Raw genomic sequence first — 22,873 nt, 5'->3', positions numbered from 1 at the left:
AGGAGAGAACGCAATGGTACGATTCATTACCGATAGTGGTGCCGATGCACCGCAAGAATTATTAGATGCCCATGACATCACAATCATGCCGTTCGGTGTATTGATTGGAGACGACACGTATTTTGACGGCGAAACAATTTCGCCGGAGGAGCTCTATGCTAAAATGCGTGACGGTGCTGCGCCAAAAACTTTCCAAGTCGAGGTCACGCGGATCGCGGAAGTCTTCAAAGCACACTTCGAACAAGGGGAACCGTTCCTCTATCTCGCTTTTTCAAGTGATCTATCCGGCACCTATCAAACGGCAACGATGCTCGCAGAAGAACTCGCCGAACAATATCCCGATGTTCCGTACGCCGTCATTGATACGAAAACAGCATCGACCGGTCAAGGACTCTTCGTCCTCGATGTCGCGACCTTCGCGAAAACACATACGTTTGACGAAACAAAAGCCTATGCAGAACAAAAAGTGAATTCGATCCGTCACTTGTTCACGGTTGAATCACTCGAGTACCTGATGCGTGGTGGTCGTGTGTCACGTGCGAGTGCCTTCATCGGTGGATTATTATCGATTCTGCCGCTCTTGACGGTCGAAGACGGTAAGTTGATCCCGAAAGAAAAGATTCGTGGTCAGAAAAAGGTCATGAACCGGATCGTCGAATGGATGGAAGAAGCGCGTCCGATGATTGACGGACACCGCATCATCATCGGTCACGGTGACTCGATTGAACGGGCCGAGATGCTCAAACAATTGATTAAAGCCCAGTTCTCTCCAAGCGAAGTCTTGATTACGATTGCCGGAGCGGCCATCGGTTCGCACACCGGACCGGGACTGCTTGTCATCGGCTATGATTTGCCGGCCTGACAGCCGCTTGATTTTATCCACACTAAAAAATCCGAATGATTCCCCTCTTCTTTATCAGAAAAGGTTGGATCATCCGGATTTTTTTGTTTTTAAAACCTGTCATTTCACGGTTTCATCGTCTCGATGCATACGGTGTCCGCTCTGTTCTCGGTTCAAAAAGTCCGAGCAACAAAAAGCGGAACAATACATACACAAACAAAAGCAATGTCACCAGTTCAAAGAACAAATAGCCGACATCTTGCAAGGACAGTCCTGTCCGGATTCCGTTCCACAAGTAGGCCAGATCTATTGTCAACAGACCGATTAGACCGGCAGCGAGCGCTTCCGCCCGTGTCAGCGGATGGTGAAGCGAATAGGAAACCCGCTTGACGTTGAAGATGTTCTGGATTCCGTCCTCTGATGTATAGCCTTTATACAGCGCGAACGCCGAACCGATTGCTACGAGGAAAAGTGCCGAAAGCGGGGCAACCAGATTTACGATAACCAGCAGAAACAGCATCGGCAAGACAACGTTCGGTTTCATTCAGACTTCGTTCCCGACGCGACCGGTTCCCCTTGATTCAAGTTGACCGTCAACGGTTTGGCTGTCCCTTTTCCAGAAAAGTTCTCAATCAATTCTTTGACATCGATTCCGGAAGAAGCCTTCAACGTCTCTTGGAGTGACGCCATCAAGTCCGTCGCATAACCCGTCACACGGTTCGCACCGCCACCTTCACCGTTCCCTGTATCGACGACCGTGATCTTGTCGATGTTACCGAGTGGTGCTGCGATTTCTTTCGCATACTCCGGCATCATGCGAATGACCATGTCGAGAATCGCCGCTTGTCCGAATTGTTCGAAGGCTTGGGCAATCTTCTCTTTTGCTTCTGCTTCCGCAAGACCTTTCAGGCGGATGATGTCCGCCTCGGTTTCCCCTTGTGCCCGCTCGGCGTCGGCTTTTGCGAGACCATCAAGGCGAATCCGTTCCGCATCGGCCTTCGCTGACGCTTCAATCCGGTATTTCGTCGCATCGGCTTCTGCATATTGTTTCGCCCGGTCCGCTTGTGCTGCCTGTTCGATCGAGTACCGATCGGCATCGGCACGTTTTTTAACTTCTGCGTCGTACTGTTTCTCGCGACGGAGAATTTCACGTTCTTCGAGTTCGATTTGTTTTTGCCGTTCGATGATTTTGATTTGCATTTGTTGCTCTGTGACTTCTTGTTGCGCGCGTGCATTTTCTAAGTCGTAGGCTTGGTCGGCTTTCGCCTTCGCGATGTCTTGTTCGCGACGATAGTCTGCCATCTTCAGCTGGTTTTCTTTTTCCGCTTCCGCGATTTCAGTTGCGCGCTCGAGCTCTGCTTTTTTCGCATCTTTTGAAGCTTCCGCCCGCTTGATCCGCGTTTCTTTTTCAGCATCCGCCGTCGCGATATCAGCGTCACGGCGTACTTGCGCGATGCGTGGTTTCCCGAGTGATTCGAGATAACCGTTTTTATCGCGGACATCTTTAATCGTGAACGAGACGATGATCAGTCCCATTTTCGCGAGATCTTGTGACGCGACACGTTGCACTTCTTGCGAAAATTTATCGCGGTTCTTATAGATTTCTTCGACCGTCATCGATCCAAGAATCGACCGTAAGTGACCTTCGAGGACTTCCCGCGCCTCACTTTCACGGTCTTCCTTTGATTTCCCGAGGAATTGCTCGGCTGCCGTCGCGATTTCCGAAATCGAGCTGCCGATTTTAATGATTGCCGTTCCGTCCGCCATGACCGGAACACCTTGTTCCGTATAAACTTCAGGCGTTGTTACTTCGAGCTTACTCGACAGTAAACTGAGCGGTGTCGCCTGTTGGAAGACAGGCAAGATGAATGCCCCGCCACCGCGAATGATTTTAACGCGGTTACCGGATTCATCCGTATTGACACTTGGACTATTTCCGAGATAACTCCCCGACACGATTAACGCTTCTTCTGGCCCAACTGTCCGATACTTCGTGATAAATAGAGCAACAAGCGCTAAAATGAGCGCGCCGGCGATAATCGCCACAATAATAACTGGATTCACGTAAACATCTCCTCTTTCCATTGGTTCGGGTAGGTCATGACGTGCGCCACCCCTTGTTTGATTTCAATGATGATGACTTTCGTTCCTTGATCGAGTGGCGGTCCTTCAAATAAAACGGCTGATTTTGAAATCCGTCCGGATACGTCATCGACTAAAATTTCTCCATATCCGTCACTCGGAATCGGTAGGATGACTGTTGCACTTCTTCCTTCTAGCATCTGCTCGGAAAAACCCAGCGACTGCTCGGCTTCGGCAAGCGGTACAAAAATGAACAAGTGCACTAAGGTCGTCAAAATAAGACTGATGAATCCACTGAGCAATAAGATCATCAATGAGCTCATGGCTGTTAAATGCTCAAGTCCGAATCCGAAAGCCGACGTTAAAATGACGAATGATAAAATCAACGTCGGATGAAAAATTTGATCGACGCCCGGAACCAGGTCCGAGAACACGACCGATAACAAAACGCCACATCCTGCTGCTGCCAGTGCATAGAGATACAACGTACTAACGTCCATCTTCTGTCACCTCGATAAAAGCACTCGAGCCATAAAGCTGATGATAAATCCGTTTGTATTCATGCCGGTTTTCTTCATACAGCAGGTGTGCCAGCTTACGCTCACGCGGACTGGTGTCTTCTTGCAAACGCCGTGCATACTTTTTCTGTGCCGCGTAATGACGCGCTAGCAAACTTTCGAGTGCTCCTTGACTTGGCGTGGCCGCGACAGGTTGACGTCGTTTTCTCATCTTCGTGCTCCTTTCCTGTTTAATCCGTTCAGTTTTATGTACGCTAGTTTTTGGAAATGGTTTCAAAAACCAATTTCCTTTTTCCATTTTTCATGCGGATAAACAAAAAAACCGAAGAGCAATGCTCCTCGGTTTTAATCCGTTTACTTTTTCCGTTTAACAATCAAAACATAGTAGATGACGAGTGCTGCACAATCAAGTGTCATGATAATCAACCCCATCGGTAAAGCCGAGTCCTCGCCCATGATTCCGACGAGTGGTGAAACGAGTGAACCGACGAGCATCGGCAAGAGACCGAGCAAAGCAGATGCGCTCCCTGCCGTCTTCCCGTAGTTTTGCATCGCAAGTGTAAAACCAAGCGTCGAAATCAGACCGACGCTCGACACAACGAAGAAAAGTGGAATCATGACAAAAATTAAGGCATCGGATAAGGTCAAGCCGAGGAACAACAAGATGCTTGCCGTCGCAACAATCATTAAGGCAATCCGCATCAATTTCTCACTATCGACGCGACCGGCGAGTCGTCCTGCGATTTGAGCCGCGATGATGATTCCAATCCCGTTCAAGCCGAACAGGAAACTAAACTGTTGCGGACTCGCACCGTAAATATTTTGTAAAACGAACGGCGAACCGGAGATATAGGCGAACATCGCACCCATGACGAACGCTTGTGCAAAGGCGTAACCGATGAACACGCGGTCCGTCAATAAACGACCAAACGTCCGAACCGTCGTCGCGAGATTCCCTTCGACCCGGTGATGCACCGGCAGTGTTTCCGGTAACCGGAAAGCAACGGCAAGCAGCATGATCGTACTTAAGATGGCCAGTAAATAGAACACCACATGCCAATCACCGAACCGTAAAATTTGTCCACCGATGACTGGTGCTAAAATCGGAGCCGTCCCGTTGACGAGAGATAAAGCAGCAAAAAATTTCGTCAATTCCGGTCCTTCAAACAAATCACGGACGATTGCACGCGAGATGACGATGCCGGAAGCACCAGCCGCTCCTTGCACAAAACGAAGTGCAATCAACACCTCGATCGTCGGAGCAAACGCACACGCCAGCGAGGCGAGGAGATAGGCGACGAGTGCGAGCATTAAGGGACGTTTCCGTCCGCGGACATCGCTAAGCGGTCCGACAATCAATTGACCGAGCGCCATGCCAAGCATACATGCCGTCAAACTCAATTGAATCATCGACGCACTCGCCCCGAATGAACGGGACATGTCGGGGAAAGCAGGTAAATACATGTCGATCGAGAGCGGACCGAGTGCTGCCAATGAGCCTAAAATTAAAATCAAGGTAAGTCGTTTCGTTTTCACGAGTGAAACATCTGCCATCCGATTTCCTCCTTAAGTCGTTACGTAATCCAAGTCGTGCAAGACATAGGCGAGGAAAAAGACGACAGATGGATTTTCGTAAGCCGTCTGGACTTTCTTCAGTTGCGCCCGGTAGCCTGTCTCATATTCCACTCCGTTCAACTTGCGTTCCATGTTCATTTTAATCAACGCATCGAGCTTATCGACGACGTCTACCATCTGTCCTTCATACGTATCATCTTTCGCTTCGACGAGAAAACGATAAAATTCTGTTCGCATCACGTCAGGTAATAATCCAATCAACGCCTCCCCTTCTGCCCGTTCATAGGCCTCAAAGGCAGCTGCCGTGACCGGCGTCGCATGTTTGACCGGTCCGAGGACGTCCCCTGTCGTCCCTTCGACTAAATCGTGACAGAGCAAACGCGAAACGACTTCAGCCGTATCGATCGTAACCCCGTACTTTTTCGACTCGATCAGACCGTTGAACAAGCCGAGGGAAGCCGCCCGAAACGCATGTGTCGCGTCATTGTCATCAATCGTATTGAAGCGCCCTTTCCAGCGTCGAATCGTATCCATCATCAATGCATTGTCAATGAAATGTGCCATCTCGTCTTCGGCAAAGACGGATGTCGTCAAGCGACGGATGGCATATAACGGGTGTTCGAGTAAATAGTTTTTCAGTTCAAGCGTTTTTGCTTCAAAGAACGGTGACGCCGTCATCCGTGCTTCCCGTCTTGCGAACAACATCGCGTCGAACGTATCGATCGCTTTAACGATTTGCCCTTCAATCGTGTCATCTTCGGCATGGACGAGATAGTCTGTAAATTCTGTTTGAAGCGATTTTGACAATAAGGCGACGAGTTTCTCACTCGCCTGTTGCTCCATCGCCTGAATGTGATCATGAAGTGTCGGCTCTTTTTTCGTCCGGTGTTTGATTGGACCGGTGATCACTTCGTTCATATCGTGAAACAGTGCCTTTCCTAATAAGCGGAGGCGATCGATTTCAACGGGTTGCTGCTCTTGTTCGATATAGCTCGCCATTAAACTAAATAGAGCGACGCGAAAACTATGACTTGCGGCGTTGTCTTGAAAACGCGGAGCATACTCATCCCAACGTGGTACGTTCTGCATCCGTGTCAGCATTCGAATAAAGTTACCGTTTTGCATGAAATCTCCCCCAAAATCAAAAAGGACAGAGGAGTTGTGACCCTGTCCAATTTTTGTATTATTTTTCTTCTTTGACACCACTTCTAAACCAGCCGATGACAAGAATCAGTCCGAGAACGACCCAGAAAATCGTCTGCCAGAGCGTGCTTTCCGGAAACTCGTGCTTTAAGACATGAATGGTCGGGTGTGCAAGCGTCATGATGACGAGCTTAACCCCGACCCAAGCGACGAGCCAAAATGCTGCTTCTTCAATCCCTGGTCGTTTTTGGAGTAAAACAACGAACCAGCTTGCGAAATATCGCATGATGACAAGTCCGATGATCCCACTGAAGAAGACGACCCAAAATTGTCCCGTGTTCAGTCCACCAATCATCCCGCCGACCATCGGTAATGTCGTCGCCATGGCAACGGCCGCGAGTGTCGAATCGACGGCAAACGCTAAATCAGATAATTCGACCTTGACGACCGTCCACCAAAAATTCGGCGATTCTTTTTTGGATGCCATCGCATCCGGTATTTGATGTTTGTTTGATCGTGCCTCGACGATTCCTTTAAAGGCGACATAAAAGAGGTACGCTGCACCAAGTGCCTGTAACTCCCAAACAGTCGCTAAGTACGACGCAAAGAAAATCGCGATGAAACGAAGGACGAGTGCCCCGATTAGTCCGTAAAACAACGCTTTTTTTCGTTGATCGTCCGGTAAAGGACGAACGAGTACCGCCATGACCATCGCATTATCAGCCGACAGCAATCCTTGTAAGATGATCAGGACGAGCCCGACCGTCGCATACTGCGTAATTAATCCAATATCCATAAAAACGAATCCCCTTTTTGTTCACTAGGTTCATTATAATCTTTGTACCTGTAAAAGAAAAAGACGGAAGCTTGAACCTTGTGTTTCTATCTTCCCCCTTTTTTCGGAGTTCACACTAAAAAAGACCCTCCAGTCGGAGAGCCTTTCGCTTAAAGATGTTGATCCACTTTTTTCTCAGCATCTGGATTTGGTTTTGTTTTCGGTGAAGAGAACCAACCCCAAACTGCGAGACCGACCATGACCGTCCAGAAGAACGCTTGCCATGGCGTACTGTGAGCAAAGCCTTCCGGTAACTTCATCGCTTCAAAGATTGTTCCTTCAATCGATGCGTGATATTTCGGATGCTCAAGGGCAAGAACGGCGAGCTTGACTCCGACCCAAGCGACGATTGCGAATGCCGCTGTTTCAAGTCCAGGACGTTCTGCGAGTAGTCTGACGAAGACGCGCGCTGCGAAACGCATCAAGACGACACCCATCAAACCACCTGTCAGGATGACGACGAAATGTCCGGCATTCAATCCACCAATTTCATTTGTCCCCCAGTCAGGTAATGCGACGGCGAGTGCGACCGCTGCAAGAATCGAATCGACGGCGAATGCAAGATCGGCGAATTCAATTTTAGCGACTGTTTTCCAAAACTCCGCTTTTGAGACGGGCTCATCCGATTTCGGTTCTTGATCGAGCTCACTGTCTGCCCCATGGTTTTCACCGAGCCGTCGTGCCTTGACCGTTTTATAAATATGCCGTAACCCCATGATAAGCAGGTATGCTGCACCAAGTGCTTGAATCTGCCAAATATCAACGAGGAACGAAATCGCGAACAATGCCGCGAAGCGGAGGACGAACGCTCCTGCCAAACCATAAAATAAAGCCTTTTTCTGTTGTTCGCCTGGTAAGTGTTTTACCATGACGGCGAGGACGAGTGCATTATCTGCTGAAAGTAGTCCTTCGAGTGCGATTAAAACGACGACTACCCAGGCATATTGTAGTACTAACTGCCAATCCATCTACTTCATTCCTTCCTATCTTATAAGTTTCACAAAGGCATTAACTAAAAAAAGATTTACGCGTTCATATGAACATATACTATCCGATTCAGTACAGACTTGCAAGTGTCCCTTATGATGAGTTTAGCAAACTGTTGATTCTGAGCCTTGCTAGTTTCGTTTTGCTAGCAGTTCATGATAAAATTCATATCAACAGTTCAACATAGTGCAAACACATTTGCGGAATCATCAGAGTTGCTCGTCTCTAGCATTCCTGTCATGTTATTACTATTGATAAAATACAAAAGGACAAAGGGGCCAATTGAAATGTCTACCTACCCGATTACACTACCAACAAAAGAAGAGCGTCATAAGCTTTTCGGTTCTGTTCCCCCTGTTAAAGGAACAAAACCTACTGAAAAAGATAAAATGGTTGATCTTCAAAATACACCAAAGAATTTCTTGTTTGCACTTGATGCAGTCGGTATTTCAAACGTCAAACATCCTGTCGTCATCCAAGATGGTGACAAAACGCAGGCCACTGTCGCGACGTTCGAGCTTTCGACATCACTCGTTCAAGACCGTAAAGGCATCAACATGAGTCGCTTAACGGAGCAACTCGATCAGTACCATCAAGAAGGATGGGTCGTCACGAACGAATCACTGATTCAGTTCGCGCGCGATTTAGCCGAGCGGATGGAACAGTCTGAAGGTCAATTAACGATTCGCTACCCATGGTTCTTCACGCGTAAAGCACCGGCAACTGGACTCAGCGGTCTGATGAATGCAGAAGTCTGGCAAACGGTCAGTGTCGATACGGAAACGAATGAAGCAACTTTGACGGTCGGGTTAACGATCAATGTCACGACACTCTGCCCATGTTCAAAAGAAATCAGTGAGTACAGTGCCCATAACCAACGTGGTTACGTCACGATGGAAGCATCGCTTCGTGACGAGGCAGATGACTTTGACTGGAAACAAGAATTACTGGATGCGGCTGAATCAAATGCATCAGCACCACTTCACCCGGTCCTCAAACGTCCGGATGAAAAACGTGTTACGGAGATGGCTTACGAAAACCCACGCTTCGTCGAAGATATGGTCCGTTTAATCGCGGCTGATCTCTACGAAATGGATGCGATCGCAACGTTCTTCGTCGAATGCCGAAACGAAGAAACCATTCACCAACATGATGCTATCGCTCGAATCACGTTCGATAAAGACGCACAATAAGTCCTATACCACCCTCGCCCTAGATGACCTCTTCGTTGTCTAGGGCGTTTTTTCATTAACCGGATGCACTTTTTTGAAACGCCTGGAAGCAATGAAGAAGTCGGCATGACTTGAAACAATATTAAAAATGAGAGGAAAGACCTAGTAACGGTCCATCCTCTCATTTTGTTTTTTTACTCGTTTCGGAGCAATAAGTCCGTCGCCCGGATGGTTCCCCATGGCGAAACATCGGCTTTGACTTCTAATTTTTCCGCATCCTCATACCCTTTTCCTGTACCTTGTTCGACATAATATTGAGTCAGCTGAGAAATCGTCACGTATTCATCGTAATACTCACCAGCAACCGAACCGAAAAAGCGGTCATTCGAGATTTTATCAATTCTTGCATATCCATCTTCCCCCGTTATAAACGTAACGTAGACAAGTCCTTGTTTGACAGAAGCATCCGGTTTTAAATCTGGATACTGCAACATGACGTACTCCCCGTAAATCGGATCAAATGGATCAAACGGCTCTGCCCGGAAGCGATAACTCTCTCCGAACCACGAAATCGCATAAAAACTGAGTACGACAAGCAAAACAATCAGTGTCTGAATAAACGCAAACCCGTACTTTTTCATGCCGACTGACCTCCTTCACGACGTCGTTGCATCCACCAGAGCACACCGGCAATCAAGAACACGAGTAAGGCCCCGCCTAGGAAAAAGAGTGACATATTCAGACGATTCCAAGCATAAATGAAGTAAACCGTCAGTTGAACGGTAATGAAATAAACGAACGGAATCAGTAAGCGATGACCGGTTCGTTCTCGCTCAATCAAATAAACGAATGCCATCACTTCAACTAAAATCGCCATCAAGATCGCTTGTTCCTCGAACCATAAGAGTCCGACCAAACCGAGCGGGACGATGAAAAGGAGCGGACGGTAACGTACATAAATCAAACTTCCGACCGCCGCTGCGGCAAGTACAAGTAAAATCGCTTCGACGAGCGAAATCGGAGCAGTTGTCGTTTCTGCGCGGACAGATAGATAGACCAGTGAGTTAATGGCTGCCGTGACTAAATAGAGCGCGTAGAGGAGCAGGCGCTTTTGCTCCTCCCGAACAAGTAACAGTAATGGAACGAGGAAAAATAAAGTCCAAATCGGCCAAAGAATACCTTCGTAGGAAACGAGGAAAAACAATTCCAACCCTGCGAAGTAGAGGAGCAACCAGCTAAAAATCAGTGATGGAAACGTTTGACTGAAATAGAACCAGGCTACGGATATCAGAATCAAACAAACAAATGATGTCCAGTCTAGAAACGTAGCGTACTCGCTCCCGAAGCTGCCGATTCCCGTAAAAATATTCAATCCCGCCAAAAAAGCGACGACAGCGTAGGCAGCGTGACGCCAAACGAAAAAATGACCGAGTGCCATAAGAAAGATTACCCAGGCAATGAATGAGCTTTCAAGCGACATATGAAAACTTTGGACCGTGACAATCAATGCACCGAGCAACGCGAGAATCCCGAGTATCCGGAACGCCACCGGATTCCAAATCGTCCGGCGTTCGGAAATATCAGCTAGCACATAACAACTGATCATGATGACAAGAACGAGTCCGATTTTGACCAATGCCGGAATGACTTGCCAATTGGCCGCTAAAAAACTGAGTAAGGCCAAGCCGACAAACGTCAAGCCGACAATCAACAGTAAGGGCGTCCGCTTTTTGACTTGGTGTTTGTGTTCGTACGCTTCAATCCGATCGACGGTTTCTGCATCAAGCAATCCTGCTTCCTGCCATTCTTTCAACTTTGTCAATCGCGCCATCTTTCCACCTCCTAGGACTCAACACTACATTTATATTTTTCCCGTTTTCCTATCGCTTCAAGCAAATTCACAATAAAAAAAGCGACTACGCCCAGCTCAGTTTCGCTGATGTAGTCGCCTTCATCTGGTTTAAACGCGGAATTGCGTCACCATTTCTTGTAGTTCTTCTGCCATATCCGACAATGCTTTCGCGGATTGCGAAATTTCTTCCATCGAACCGAGCTGTTCTTCCGTCGTCGTCGCAACACGTTCGGATGCTGTCGAATTCTCATCCGCAATATGAGCGATTTCCGTTGCCGAAGCCGACACTTCTTGGACGTTCGCCGCGATTTCTTCGACCGTCGCTGTGACATCTTCGATTCGTGGCGTCATCTCTTGTGTCCGTAACATAATTTTCTTGAAACGTTCCGCTGAATCTTCTGTCGTCTCAAGTCCGGCTTTCGTATGATGCGATACTTCTTTCATCAAGGAAACCGACCGTTCTGTTTCCTGCTTGATGTTTGTAATCAGGCCCGAAATTTGTTTTGTCGACTCTTGTGACTGTTCGGCTAGCTTCCGAACTTCACTCGCGACGACCGCAAATCCTTTGCCATTTTCGCCGGCCCGTGCTGCTTCGATCGCTGCATTCAAGGCAAGCAAGTTCGTTTGGGCTGCAATCCCGTTGATGACATCGACAATCTTTCCGATTTCGTTTGAGCGATGAGCCAAGGATTGAATGACTTCACCGAAGTTTTCGACCGATGCATCAATCGCTTTCATCTGTGTCACATTTTTCCCGACCGCAATCGTTCCGTCTTCTGCTTCGAGTGCTGTTGCCCGTGATAGCTCGGAGACGTTCGTCGAACTCTCTGCGATTCGCATGACACCTGACGTAATCGCTTGGAGTGATACAGCATTTCCTTCGAGTTGACGTTTCGAGTGGTCAGCACCTGCTGCCATCTGTTGGACGGAACCTGCGATTTGCTCGGAAGCTGCTGTCGTTTGCGCTGCGTTCGCCATCAATTCTTCTGAAGACGCCGCAACTTGCCCAATCGATTGATCGAGGTTCGTCACGATCGACCGGAGTGATGTGACCATGACATTAAAACTTTGGGCCACCTGACCGATTTCGTCATTGGATTCGACGATGACTTGCTCCGTCAAATCACCTTCTTTAATCCGATCGGCACTTTCCGTCAAACGACTTAACGGACGGAGGATCGAACGGAGAATAAAGTAGAGTAAGACAGCTGCTAACAAGAACGTTCCAGCGATAACGGCAACTGTTGTCCAAAGAATGCCCGATGTTTCATTTGCAATTTCTTTATCGTACAGTGTTCCGGCGACTTTCCATCCCGTCAGACTGTTCGTCATATAGTCCATTTTCTTTCCTTGATTCTCAAACTCATAAGAAAACTGACCATTTTTTCCGGCATAAAGGGATGTGACCCAGTCTCCAGATGCCTTTTCTCCAGCCTTCTTCGTCGGATGTGTGACGAAATTCTTATCGGAGTCGAGAATCGTGACATAACCTTCTTGACCGATTTTAACTTTTTTAGCAATTTCAGAAATTCGATCGACATCCACGTCGACAGCAATGACGCCACGTCCATTCCCACCTGTTTGTGAAAGGGTGACCATCATCTTCCCTGAAGCTGCGTCGACGTATGGATCAGTAATGACGACTTTCCCACCGGCGTCCTCCGCCGCCTGATACCACGGACGTTCTCGTGGATCATAGTCATCTTCAAATGACTGCTCCGGATAGATAGTCATATCACCTTCCGTCGTCGCGTAATAAATATTTGCCGCTTGCGGATGTATATCGAGATATTCCATCATCTTTTCTTTCAATACTAAATTTTGTTTCCCTTTTTGATAGAGGATTCCATCAATCCGGTCCGCAAAGAACGCGACATCTCGTCGTACGGGATCAATGATATTGGTGATTTCATCGTTCATCCGGTCAACACCGGCATGTGCTGATTGCAGGATTTGATCTGTGATTTTCTGTTTCGCTTGATTGTATGCAACAAAACCAATCAATAACGATGGAATCAATAATAAGAGTAAAGATGTAATAATTAGTTTCTGCTTGATGCTAATCGTTCGTTTTTTTGTCTGTTCCATACATGACTCCTCTTCCCGATATGTAAACTCATTGTTCTAATCTATATATCGGTCAGAACGTGTCATTTTTCACAACTAAATGAAAAAGAAGGTAATCCATTTTCATGAATTACCTTCTTGGACTACCTATAAAGTGATGCGGAATAACTTCGCGAACAGAACGTTTGAGAAAAGAACACTATCGCTTTACGCTTCTTGATCGCCCTTCCAGTTCATCATCCCGCCTTCGACGTTGACGATGTCGTAGCCATACTGTTCGAGGAAACGTCCGACGTTCTCGCTGCGTCCACCTGCTTTGCAAATCAGGTAGTATGTTTCACCTTCTTGCAGCTCTGTATAGCGTTCACCGATTTCAGACATCGGTAAAAAACGGACGTTCGGGATATGACCCGCGTCGTATTCATCCTGCTCGCGCACGTCCACGACGTGAAGTGCTTCACCGGCTTCAAGCTTTTCTTGTAACTCATCGACATGGATTGTTTTCATCGTAAGTTCCTCCTCTTGTTTCATCTTTGTTCAGTGTAGCAAAATTGATGCCGAAACAGAACAAAAGAGACCGGCCGAAGCCGGTCTCCCTGATTCATTCCCCTGATGCCCGGTCGAACGAGCGTCGTGTCTGCTTATGCATCCCCCGCGCATAGTAGACCGCAATCAAAATCACATACCAAAGTGGTCCGACGATGAGCGCAATGCGCGTACTGGCATCAAACGCCATCAAGACGATGACGCCAGCCAGTGCGAGCAAGGCGATGTAGTTCGCGACCGGGAAAAATGGAACGCCGAATTCTGCCGTACCATAGACTTTCCGAGCCCGCATTTGCGAAATCAAAATCATCGCCCATGTCCAGACGGCTCCGAACGTCGCGATACTCGTCACGATCGCAAAAACGTTTTCCGGTAAGAAGTAGTTTAAGGCGACGCCGACGAGCAGCGCGATTCCTGAAAGAATCGTTGCGATTGCTGGGACTCCGTTCTTCGAAATCTTCGCGAACCGTTTTGGTGCTTCTTCATTTTGTGCCAGGTTCATCATCATCCGTGCCGTCGAGAAAATACCCGAGTTACATGACGACAATGCCGCTGTCAGGACAACGAAGTTGATAATGCCGGCAGCTGCCGGAATGCCCAGTTGATCAAATAGTAAGACAAATGGGCTACTGTTATTTTGTCCGACTTGATCCCATGGATAAATCGACAAGATGACGAATAGCGCACCGATGTAGAAAATCAAGATCCGTAAAAAGACGTTGTTGACTGCCTTACGAATCGTTTTCTTCGGATTTTTAGCTTCCCCAGCTGTGACCCCAATCACTTCAATGCCTAAGAACGCAAACATGACCATTTGCATCGCCAGCAGGACTCCCCCGAACCCGTTTGGCAAAAATCCACCATGCGACCAAAGATTAGAAATCCCGACCGGTGTACCCCCGTTGCCAAGTCCGACGACAATCGTCAATGTCCCAAGAATAATCATCGCAACAATCGCGACAATCTTAATCAAGGCGAACCAAAATTCGAATTCGCCATAAAATTTGACGGCAATGAAATTAATGCTCGTCATAAGTAGTAATGCTGCAAGCGCCCAAATCCAGCGTTCCGACTGCGGGAACCATTCCTGCATATAAATTCCGACTGCTGTGATTTCTGCCATACATGTAAAAATCCACAGAAGCCAATAATTCCACCCGGTCAAAAATCCAGCGAGTGGACTGACATATTTCCGGGCGTATTCAGCAAAGCTTCCCGCCACCGGTTCACGTACCGCGAGCTCCCCAAGTGCCCGCATGATGATGAAGATGATGATACCGCCGATTAAATAACCAATCAGAATCCCTGGTCCTGCCAACTGAATGGCTTTTGCCGAGCCTAGGAAAAGTCCAACGCCGATTGCCGCCCCTAGCGACATCAACGTAATATGACGCTCTTCCAGTCCCCGATTTAGCTCTGTCTGTTGCTTCATTTGTACGACGTCCTTCCTGTCTCTCTATCGTTCTTAGCAGTTCCCCAAACCGCTACGTTGTCAGTATAAAGAAGAGGTATCTGATTTGTAAACGTTTTCAAGTGAGATTTACCACTTTCTTCCCATACTCGAAATATTCTGATTTGTGTAACGTTCTCTCATCACAAAAAAGAGACCTCCATCCGAAGATGCAGGTCTGCTCGTAACACAATCGTTCTACTATTTACTCAGCTTTTGCGAATTGTTCGTCTTCTGTACGCTGCTTGCGATCAGCCAAACGGAACAAACCATTGAGAAGCAATGCCGTCAACGAACCGGCGACAATCGGGCTATCCGTCAAGACGCGGATTTGTTCCGGTAAACCGGATACGATCGCTGGGTTCATACTGATGCCGAGTCCGACGCCAAGCGATAAGGCGACTGTCAAGACGTGGTCGTTTTTTGCGAAGTCGACGCGAGACAGAATTCGAATTCCGCTTGCGGCAACCGTCCCAAACATGATGAGCATTGCCCCACCAAGCACTGGTTTCGGAATCAGTGTCGTAAAGGTGGCGACTTTCGGCAAGAAACCGAGAATCACTAAAAACAACCCGGCAAAGATGATGACTTTTCGTGTTTTGACGCCCGTCAGTTGAACAAGCCCTACATTTTGACTGTAGGTCGTGTATGGAAAACTGTTGAAAATCCCGCCGATGATTGTCGCAGCACCCTCTGCCCGGTAACCGCGTGCTAAGTCTTGCTTCGAGAGTTTTTTATCCGTGATTTCACCAAGCGTCAAGAAGACGCCTGTCGATTCAACCATTGAGACGAGACCAACGAGCGTCATCGTCAAAATCGCCGTGATATTAAACGTCGGTGCACCAAAGTAAAACGGTGTAATCATTTGGAACCACGAGGCGTCAGCGACTGGACTAAAATCAATCATCCCCATGCCGAACGCGACAAGTGTTCCGATGAGTACCGCAATCAAGACAGCGGCTGCCTTCGAAAAAACGGTGCCGTAACGATTTAAAATCAAGATTAAAGCAATCGTTAATCCGGCGAGACCGAGGTATCGGAAGTCACCAAAATCTTTAACGCCTTGTCCGCCACCGATATCATTGATGGCTGCCGGAATGAGTGATATTCCGATAATCGTCACGACGGATCCGAGCACGACCGGTGGAAATAAAATCGCAATCCGGCTAAAGAGTCCGGAAATCAATAAAATGATGATGCCGCTTGCGATTAATGCGCCGTAAATCGCCGTGATGCCCTGCATGCTACCGATCGCAATCATCGGTCCGACTGCCGTGAACGTACATCCGAGCACGACCGGCAGTCCGACACCGGTATACTTCGTGACGAAGACTTGGAGTAACGTCGCGATTCCACACATGAATAGGTCAATCGCGACAAGATACGCGAGGCCTTCTCCGGATAGTCCGATTGCACTGCCGACGATCAACGGAACGATGGCTGCTCCTGTATACATGGCAAGGACATGTTGGAGTCCGAGCCCTGCCGCTTTAAAATTCGATAAGGATTTCATACGTTCACCGAGCGGACGAACGTCGCTTTCCTGTTCTCTAATTTTTCAATTCGCGCGAGCGATTCAACACGGAATCCTGCATCAAGTAACTTCTCTCGCCCCGGTTGGAATGATTTTTCGATCACGATTCCGATACCGACGACTTCTGCTCCTGCCTGCTCGACTAATTTAGCAAGACCGAACGCCGCTTCCCCGTTCGCTAAAAAGTCATCGATGATCAGCACACGTTCACCTTGCTGTAAGTATTTTTCAGCGACCGTGATCGTACTCGTCTGCTGTTTCGTAAACGAGTAGACTTCTGCTGAAATCGTTCCTTCGTTTAACGTCAGCGACTTCGTTTTTCGTGCATAGACTATCGGTACACCGAGACGAAGCGCCGTCATCATCGCCGGTGCGATTCCACCTGCTTCAATCGTTAAAATCCGCGTAATGCCTGCGTCTTGAAACCGATGCATGAATTCATAAGCAATTTCCCACATCAATGTCGGATCGACTTGATGGTTAAGAAATGCATCGACTTTCAGGACTTGATCGGACAGGACGATTCCTTCTTTGTTAATCATTTCTTCTAAACGTTTCATAGCTGAGTTCTCCTTTATTGACGAAAAAAAACGTACAGCGCTACCCCCGGGGGCAGCCACTGTACGCCAAAAAAGAGAGCAGTAACTCACCACCCGTAGTCGGATCGTTACGGCGATCCGGTAGAGACTCGTGGGCCAATTCCCACTATTATACGAGCGTTGCTATACGTTTATGATTCGTGCATGATGTGTTTCATTTTACGATGTTCTCTGAAAAAGTAAAGACTTTTCCGTTTTATGCGTTTGCTTCAACTGCTTGAGCTGCCGTGATGATCGCAAGTTTGTAGACATCTTCTTCGTTACATCCACGTGAAAGATCGTTGACCGGTTTGTTGAGACCTTGGAGAATCGGTCCGATCGCTTCGAATCCACCAAGACGTTGTGCGATTTTGTAGCCGATGTTTCCTGACTCAAGGCTTGGGAAGATGAAGACGTTGGCTTGACCGGCAACATCTGATTCTGGTGCTTTTGATTTTGCGACGCTCGGGACGAACGCTGCATCAAATTGTAATTCTCCATCGATTGCAAGTTCAGGCGCACGTTCTTTTGCGAGACGTGTTGCTTCGACGACGCGTTCTGTTTCAGGTGATTTTGCTGAACCTTTTGTCGAGAAGCTGAGCAATGCCACTTTCGGCTCGATGCCGAATGTTTTTGCTGTTTTTGCTGATGCGATTGCATTTTCTGCTAAGTCGTTTGCGTCAGGTGCGATATTGATTGCGCAGTCAGCGAAGACATACTGCTCATCATCACGAACCATGATGAAGACACCCGATGTTTTCTTATAGCCTTCTTGCATTTTGATGATTTGAAGTGCCGGGCGGACTGTATCGCCAGTCGCGTGCATCGCACCCGAGACGAGACCTGCTGCTTTACCTGTATGCACGAGCATCGTTCCGAATGTGTTGACGTCCTTTAAGATGACTTCACGTGCTTGTTCTTCTGTCGCTTTTCCTTTACGGCGCTCGACGAATGAAGCAACAAGTTCTTCCATCGCATCGTACGAAGCCGGGTCGATTGTTTCAAGATCCGTTACGTCGATTCCGTTCGCCGACGCCGTCTCTTCAATCTTCACGCGTGGTCCGATAACGACTGGTGTGACGAGACCATCTTTTTTCAGGCGGACAGCAGCACCAAGAACACGTGCGTCGATTCCTTCTGGGAAAACGATTGATGGTTGGTGTGCTTTTACTTTTGTCTCAAGCATTTCGAATAATTGCATGATTTTCTCTCCTTTTATGTCAATCAAGTGTCGGTTTCTATTCCTTATACATTCCATCGTTCATTATACACAGTTCTGTTTCGTTATTAAAACAATTTGCAAAAAACTTCTTTTACCCATTACACGGAGCGATTTTTTATCACTATTACAGTTATTTCTAGGAATAGTACAGAAGGCGCTTAACGCGTTTTAGCACACCCTTTTACTTCATACCCCGATTCGTGTTACTTCATGTCTCTATCCCTAATGAGAGACGGTTGTTTTGTTGCGATGAACCGTCCGATCTATGATAAGATTAGCAATGGAGAATGTACTTTTCATTATAGATTTCAGGAGGTTTTTTCATGGAACATCGAACATCAGAACCAACTGCTACACAGCAAGCCGCCGAAACTCTCGACGGTTGGTATACATTACATGATTTCCGCCGGATTGACTGGTCGCGCTTAAAACAAGTCGAAACAACTGTCCGGACGAAAATGATCAACGAATTCCAAACGTTCTTAGCTGAGCTCGGACAAGTCGAAGAACAAAAAGAAGGCAGTCATGCCCTCTATACGATCATCGGTCAAAAAGCAGATCTCGTTTTGATGGTCCTTCGTCCGACAATGGAAGACATCCAAGCCGTCGAAGTGAAGATGCAAAAACTCGACTTATATGACTATCTCATCCCGACGTATTCATATGTCTCCGTCGTCGAACTCGGCACATACCGTGGATCTGGCGAAGGGAACCCGTATGAGAACCCGTATGTACGCGACCGTCTCTATCCAATCTTGCCAAAATCGAAGCACATCTGTTTCTATCCGATGAGTAAATCTCGTCGCGATGGCGATAACTGGTACACGCTTTCGATGGAGAAACGGAAAGAGCTCATGTACCGTCATGGTATGATCGGGCGGAGCTACGCTGGGAAGATTCAACAGATTATCGGTGGATCAACTGGCTTTGACGATTGGGAATGGGGCGTCACCTTGTTCGCGAATGATATCCTCCAGTTCAAAAAAATCGTCTATGAAATGCGTTTTGACGAAGTGAGTGCAAAATACGGTGAATTCGGTGAGTTCTTCATCGGCAACCGTCTTGAGTCAAGCGAGCTCGAAACACATTTCGCGCTTTAATATGCTAAAAGACGTTTCATAGAAAAACCCTATGGGAATATACTCTTTGCGGCCATAAAAGATGTACGTTTTATACGTTAAGGAGGAATGATCATGGGGAATGCTATGAACCGGTCAACGCGATCGCGTGAGTTGCAATTCGCTGTGCTTTCAAAAGAGCTAAAGCCAGTCGCACAACGTGTACTGGATCGCTATGAGCAAGCATTATCGAAGCTAAATAAAACACAACCAATAAAGCATTGAGGCAGTTGCTTCAATCGTAATCGGTCAAGAGGCAGTGATGTCTCTTGACCGTTTTTTTTATTTCGATGGCGTAATCGTCGTAAAAAGACAAAAAAAAGAGAGTGGATATACATCCACTCCCAGTGTGTAGACAAACTTTGAACATGCGATATCGGGAGGCAAAACCCTGCTCGTTTTCCGTGAGGATCAAGGAGCAACGGCTTGCGCCTCGCCCGAGGAAAGCAACGAAAAAAGACGCTTTCAACTCCCGCTAGCGCGTTGTCTACATCCTAAGAGAGTAGCTATAAAATCCACTCCCTTACTTTCGTTTAACGACCAACTTTTCAAGTCAGTCGATGGATCATAATCCCTTATACGCACCAATCGCAACAAAAATCCATGCTGCGATGAACAGAACGCCGCCAATCGGTGTGATTGCACCGAGTTTTGTAATCCCTGTCAGCGCCATGACATATAAGCTGCCGGAGAAGAAGACGATTCCGGCGAGCATCAACCAACCTGCAAGCGAAAATTGTGAAATCGAAACTTTCAGTAACATGCCACCGAGTGCCAAAATCCCAAGTGAGTGCACCATCTGATAGAGGACACCCGTCTGCCAGTTCGCAAGCATCCGCTCAGATAACATATCTTTTAGCGCATGCGCTCCGAACGCACCGAGTGCGACCGCTACCATCATCGATAAAGAACCAATCATGATTAATACTTTCATGTCATTCTCCCCCTAAACGTCGTGCCGGTAAATTCCATTCATAATAATAAGATAGCATACGTAAAATCGTAATGAGTCCCAGTAATGTGAACAAATGCAGAGGATTCGTCAGTTGGAACCGATCGATGACGAGCGCGGCCATGACGGCCCACATCGCATAGATTTCCTTATGCAGGACAAGCGGTTTGCGTCCGGCGAGTAAATCCCGGATGACACCACCGCCGACACCCGTTAAAACAGCTGCTGAAATCGTCGCTGAAAGAGGTAAGCCTTTTGCAGATGCCATGAGCGCACCTTGAATCGCAAATGCGGATAAACCGAGTGCATCGGCGAGCACGCCCCACCGTGACCAATGTGGTAAAAATAATTGTGGTAAAACAAAGATTAATAATGCGACTAAAATCGCGATCAAGAACAATCCGCCTTGCGACCAAAGTGCCGAGACGGGTACACCAATCAACAAGTTCCGGATTGCACCGCCTCCGAACGCCGTAATCAATGCCAATAACCAAACCCCAAACAAATCATATTTTTCTTCCATCGCGACGATCGCGCCACTCATCGCAAATGCGACCGTTCCGATGATATTTAATAAGTCCCAGGACATGCACACATTTCACCTTTCCACATTGAAATTCCATTACTTACTATACTCTCTTTTTGCGTCGCGTCCACCTTATTTTTACGATTCTTTTTTCAGCCGTTTGTAAGTGACGTTTTTAGGTAAAGTAACCTATACTGAAACAAACTGTACAGGAAGCTAGGTGACCGTATGAAACGTTGGGCGCTCTACCGGATTTTCGTCATCGTGACGATGTTCGCTCGTTATATTTGGACTATCTATCGATTCACCCGGAAAAACCGACCAGGTACGAATACTGAAGAATTCGAGCGCATCATGATCACGATTGCGCGTGATTATAAGAAGAAAGCACTGCGTCTCGAAGGACTCCTGATTAAACTCGGGCAGTTTTTATCGATTCGTGCCGACTTATTCCCACCAACCGTTTTAATGGAGTTAACTGAACTCGTCGATAAGGTCCCATCGAGCAAACTCGGGGAATCTCGAAAAATCATCGAGGAAGACTGGGGCATGCCGATTGAAGACGTCGTCGATAATATCAGTCCTCGCCCCATCGCATCTGCTTCAATCGGAGAAGTATATAGTGCGACACTCAAATCGAACGGGCGAAAAGTCGCAATCAAAGTCCAGCGTCCTAACATCGAACGAATCATTAAAACGGATTTCCGCGCGATGCGTCTCGTCATCGCGATGCTTCGACGGACGTCACTCAATAAATCGACTGATCTCCAAAGTCTTTATCGCCAAATGGTCTTCGTCATCGGAGATGAACTGAATTATCGGACCGAATTAAAAAATGGTCTCTACTTTAAAAAGATGTATGAAACGAACCCTGTCATCTACATTCCAGACTATTATGAAGAACACTGTACGAATCGCGTCTTGATGATGGAGTGGATTGACGGTACACGGATCACGGACCTCGAGTTTTTAGCAGAACATCAAATCGATCGTGACGAACTCGCGCGTAACCTCTTCCTGAATGCGGGTGAACAGTTGCTGTTCGGCGGGAAATTTCATGCCGATCCCCACCCGGGCAACGTCCTCGTCCAGGCAGACGGAAAAATCGTTCTGCTCGACTTCGGGATGATTGGTGCGACGACCCCGGACGACATGCGGGCGATTCAAGGAATCTTACAGTCGTTCGTCACACTCGATTACGATGCAATCGTCGACGGTCTGGAAGACTTACGTTTCTTATTACCGAACGCCAACAAACAAAATATCCGCCAGGCGATTGAAAAAGCCGTCAACTTTTACCTTGAAAGCGATATGGAGAACGTCGATACGAAATTAATTGAAAAAGTACTGTCTGATATTGAATTACTCGTTCGGAATGAACCGATTCAATTACCGGCCGAGTTTGCCTTTTTCGGTCGTGCCGCTTCAACGATCCTGGGTATCCTGCAAATCCTCTCACCAAAAATCAACTTGCTTGAACTTGCTAAACCGATGGTCCGCCGTTGGCTGGACGAAGAAGGGAAAAATCAGAATCGTTACTTACAGATTGCAGGGTCTTACGGCGCACGTCTTCTCGCCTTTCCTCGCCTAGTCAATGATGCCCTCAGTGAACCAACACGCTGGCGGTTGTTCGAACAGCAAAAATTCTCACGCGTCGCGAATATGGAATCGCTTAAAATTCGTCAGTGGACCAGTTCACTCGTCGGAATCGTCAGCTTACCTGTCAGTTACGGTGGCTATTTCTTAAGTCAGTATGACTTGATGGGGATTTCCTTAACGATTGCTGTCGTCGCCCTCTGGAACGCTCGACGAATCGGACGACACATCGTCCGCATCGCTGACGAACCCTTTAAATAATAATTTTCACGTCCCATT

Annotated in this window: 23 protein-coding genes and 1 riboswitch; of the genes, 5 read left to right on the top strand and 18 right to left on the bottom strand. The window is 47.5% G+C overall.

Annotated elements, in window-relative coordinates; all coding sequences use genetic code 11:
- The first annotated feature begins 13 nt into the window (after positions 1-13).
- On the top strand, positions 14-862 hold the full coding sequence (locus KNP94_RS12425) for a DegV family protein (protein ID WP_215115743.1): 849 nt from the start codon (positions 14-16) through the stop codon (positions 860-862).
- 112 nt (positions 863-974) lie between these two features.
- Here KNP94_RS12425 and KNP94_RS12420 read toward each other — a convergent pair whose 3' ends face one another.
- From KNP94_RS12420 to KNP94_RS12385, 8 genes are all read right to left on the bottom strand, one after another.
- Positions 975-1,385 (bottom strand): hypothetical protein, encoded by a 411-nt coding sequence (locus KNP94_RS12420; RefSeq protein ID WP_088836091.1) that lies wholly within the window; start codon positions 1,383-1,385, stop codon positions 975-977.
- A complete protein-coding gene (locus KNP94_RS12415; protein WP_157898459.1) occupies positions 1,382-2,926 on the bottom strand; it encodes a flotillin lipid rafts scaffold protein FloT in 1,545 nt (514 codons plus the stop codon). Before KNP94_RS12415 ends, KNP94_RS12420 begins: the two co-directional genes overlap by 4 nt.
- Positions 2,902-3,423: an NfeD family membrane protein gene (locus tag KNP94_RS12410; RefSeq protein WP_214846058.1), complete on the bottom strand. Its 522-nt coding sequence runs from the start codon at positions 3,421-3,423 to the stop codon at positions 2,902-2,904. The genes KNP94_RS12415 and KNP94_RS12410 overlap by 25 nt, the downstream gene beginning before the upstream one ends.
- A complete protein-coding gene (locus KNP94_RS12405; RefSeq protein WP_215115742.1) occupies positions 3,413-3,652 on the bottom strand; it encodes a hypothetical protein in 240 nt (79 codons plus the stop codon). The genes KNP94_RS12410 and KNP94_RS12405 overlap by 11 nt, the downstream gene beginning before the upstream one ends.
- Positions 3,653-3,795: 143 nt before the next feature.
- A complete protein-coding gene (locus KNP94_RS12400; RefSeq protein ID WP_214802792.1) occupies positions 3,796-4,995 on the bottom strand; it encodes a Bcr/CflA family multidrug efflux MFS transporter in 1,200 nt (399 codons plus the stop codon).
- Positions 4,996-5,007: 12 nt separating this feature from the next.
- The gene (locus KNP94_RS12395; protein WP_088836087.1) at positions 5,008-6,141 is read right to left on the bottom strand and encodes a YfbR-like 5'-deoxynucleotidase; all 1,134 of its coding nucleotides are present in this window, start codon (positions 6,139-6,141) and stop codon (positions 5,008-5,010) included.
- A 58-nt stretch (positions 6,142-6,199) separates the two neighbouring features.
- Positions 6,200-6,955, bottom strand: coding sequence for a TerC family protein (locus KNP94_RS12390; protein ID WP_215115741.1), 756 nt, complete (start codon positions 6,953-6,955; stop codon positions 6,200-6,202).
- A 149-nt stretch (positions 6,956-7,104) separates the two neighbouring features.
- Positions 7,105-7,962 (bottom strand): TerC family protein, encoded by an 858-nt coding sequence (locus tag KNP94_RS12385; protein WP_088836085.1) that lies wholly within the window; start codon positions 7,960-7,962, stop codon positions 7,105-7,107.
- A 306-nt stretch (positions 7,963-8,268) separates the two neighbouring features.
- Between KNP94_RS12385 and folE2 the strand changes: the two genes are divergently transcribed.
- The gene (gene folE2 / locus KNP94_RS12380; protein ID WP_029332371.1) at positions 8,269-9,174 is read left to right on the top strand and encodes a GTP cyclohydrolase FolE2; all 906 of its coding nucleotides are present in this window, start codon (positions 8,269-8,271) and stop codon (positions 9,172-9,174) included.
- A gap of 173 nt (positions 9,175-9,347) precedes the next feature.
- On the opposite strand, the gene KNP94_RS12375 is transcribed toward folE2, so the two are convergent.
- The 8 genes from KNP94_RS12375 to pta all read right to left on the bottom strand — a co-directional run bounded on the left by KNP94_RS12375 (position 9,348) and on the right by pta (position 18,381).
- Positions 9,348-9,794: a GDYXXLXY domain-containing protein gene (locus tag KNP94_RS12375; protein ID WP_214811435.1), complete on the bottom strand. Its 447-nt coding sequence runs from the start codon at positions 9,792-9,794 to the stop codon at positions 9,348-9,350.
- Positions 9,791-10,984 carry a DUF2157 domain-containing protein gene (locus KNP94_RS12370; RefSeq protein ID WP_088836083.1) on the bottom strand — a complete coding sequence of 398 codons (1,194 nt, stop codon included), beginning with the start codon at positions 10,982-10,984 and terminating at the stop codon, positions 9,791-9,793. The genes KNP94_RS12375 and KNP94_RS12370 overlap by 4 nt, the downstream gene beginning before the upstream one ends.
- Positions 10,985-11,113: 129 nt before the next feature.
- Positions 11,114-13,093, bottom strand: a complete 1,980-nt coding sequence (locus KNP94_RS12365; RefSeq protein WP_215115740.1) for a methyl-accepting chemotaxis protein — start codon at positions 13,091-13,093, stop codon at positions 11,114-11,116.
- A gap of 186 nt (positions 13,094-13,279) precedes the next feature.
- Entirely contained in the window at positions 13,280-13,579 is a 300-nt protein-coding gene (locus KNP94_RS12360; RefSeq protein ID WP_114597167.1) for a rhodanese-like domain-containing protein, read from the bottom strand.
- Positions 13,580-13,673: 94 nt separating this feature from the next.
- Entirely contained in the window at positions 13,674-15,050 is a 1,377-nt protein-coding gene (locus tag KNP94_RS12355) for an amino acid permease (protein ID WP_214808816.1), read from the bottom strand.
- A gap of 223 nt (positions 15,051-15,273) precedes the next feature.
- Complete coding sequence (locus KNP94_RS12350; protein WP_214811444.1) at positions 15,274-16,581, bottom strand: nucleobase:cation symporter-2 family protein; 1,308 nt, start codon at positions 16,579-16,581, stop codon at positions 15,274-15,276.
- Positions 16,578-17,162: a xanthine phosphoribosyltransferase gene (locus KNP94_RS12345; protein ID WP_215115739.1), complete on the bottom strand. Its 585-nt coding sequence runs from the start codon at positions 17,160-17,162 to the stop codon at positions 16,578-16,580. Before KNP94_RS12345 ends, KNP94_RS12350 begins: the two co-directional genes overlap by 4 nt.
- A gap of 76 nt (positions 17,163-17,238) precedes the next feature.
- Positions 17,239-17,338, bottom strand: a riboswitch (purine riboswitch).
- A 59-nt stretch (positions 17,339-17,397) separates the two neighbouring features.
- Positions 17,398-18,381, bottom strand: coding sequence for a phosphate acetyltransferase (gene pta, locus KNP94_RS12340; RefSeq protein ID WP_088836077.1), 984 nt, complete (start codon positions 18,379-18,381; stop codon positions 17,398-17,400).
- A 344-nt stretch (positions 18,382-18,725) separates the two neighbouring features.
- Here pta and hemQ point away from each other — a divergent pair, with 344 nt between their 5' ends.
- Both hemQ and KNP94_RS12330 read left to right on the top strand, forming a co-directional pair.
- A complete protein-coding gene (gene hemQ, locus KNP94_RS12335; protein ID WP_088836076.1) occupies positions 18,726-19,502 on the top strand; it encodes a hydrogen peroxide-dependent heme synthase in 777 nt (258 codons plus the stop codon).
- Positions 19,503-19,595: 93 nt separating this feature from the next.
- Complete coding sequence (locus KNP94_RS12330; protein ID WP_204251414.1) at positions 19,596-19,745, top strand: hypothetical protein; 150 nt, start codon at positions 19,596-19,598, stop codon at positions 19,743-19,745.
- Between the two features lie 340 nt (positions 19,746-20,085).
- Here the strand turns inward: KNP94_RS12330 and KNP94_RS12325 are convergent, their stop codons facing one another.
- Positions 20,086-20,454: a DUF423 domain-containing protein gene (locus KNP94_RS12325; RefSeq protein WP_029332361.1), complete on the bottom strand. Its 369-nt coding sequence runs from the start codon at positions 20,452-20,454 to the stop codon at positions 20,086-20,088.
- A gap of 1 nt (position 20,455) precedes the next feature.
- The gene (locus KNP94_RS12320) at positions 20,456-21,061 is read right to left on the bottom strand and encodes a trimeric intracellular cation channel family protein (protein ID WP_029332360.1); all 606 of its coding nucleotides are present in this window, start codon (positions 21,059-21,061) and stop codon (positions 20,456-20,458) included.
- Between the two features lie 165 nt (positions 21,062-21,226).
- Here KNP94_RS12320 and KNP94_RS12315 point away from each other — a divergent pair, with 165 nt between their 5' ends.
- Entirely contained in the window at positions 21,227-22,855 is a 1,629-nt protein-coding gene (locus KNP94_RS12315; RefSeq protein ID WP_214767680.1) for an ABC1 kinase family protein, read from the top strand.
- Positions 22,856-22,873: the final 18 nt, after the last annotated feature.

Origin of the sequence: Exiguobacterium sp. s80, assembly GCF_018618725.1 — a bacterium.
Lineage (GTDB): Bacteria > Bacillota > Bacilli > Exiguobacteriales > Exiguobacteriaceae > Exiguobacterium_A > Exiguobacterium_A oxidotolerans.
The sequence above is the reverse complement of the archived record's forward strand: the minus strand, read 5'-3'. Positions and strand labels throughout refer to the sequence as shown.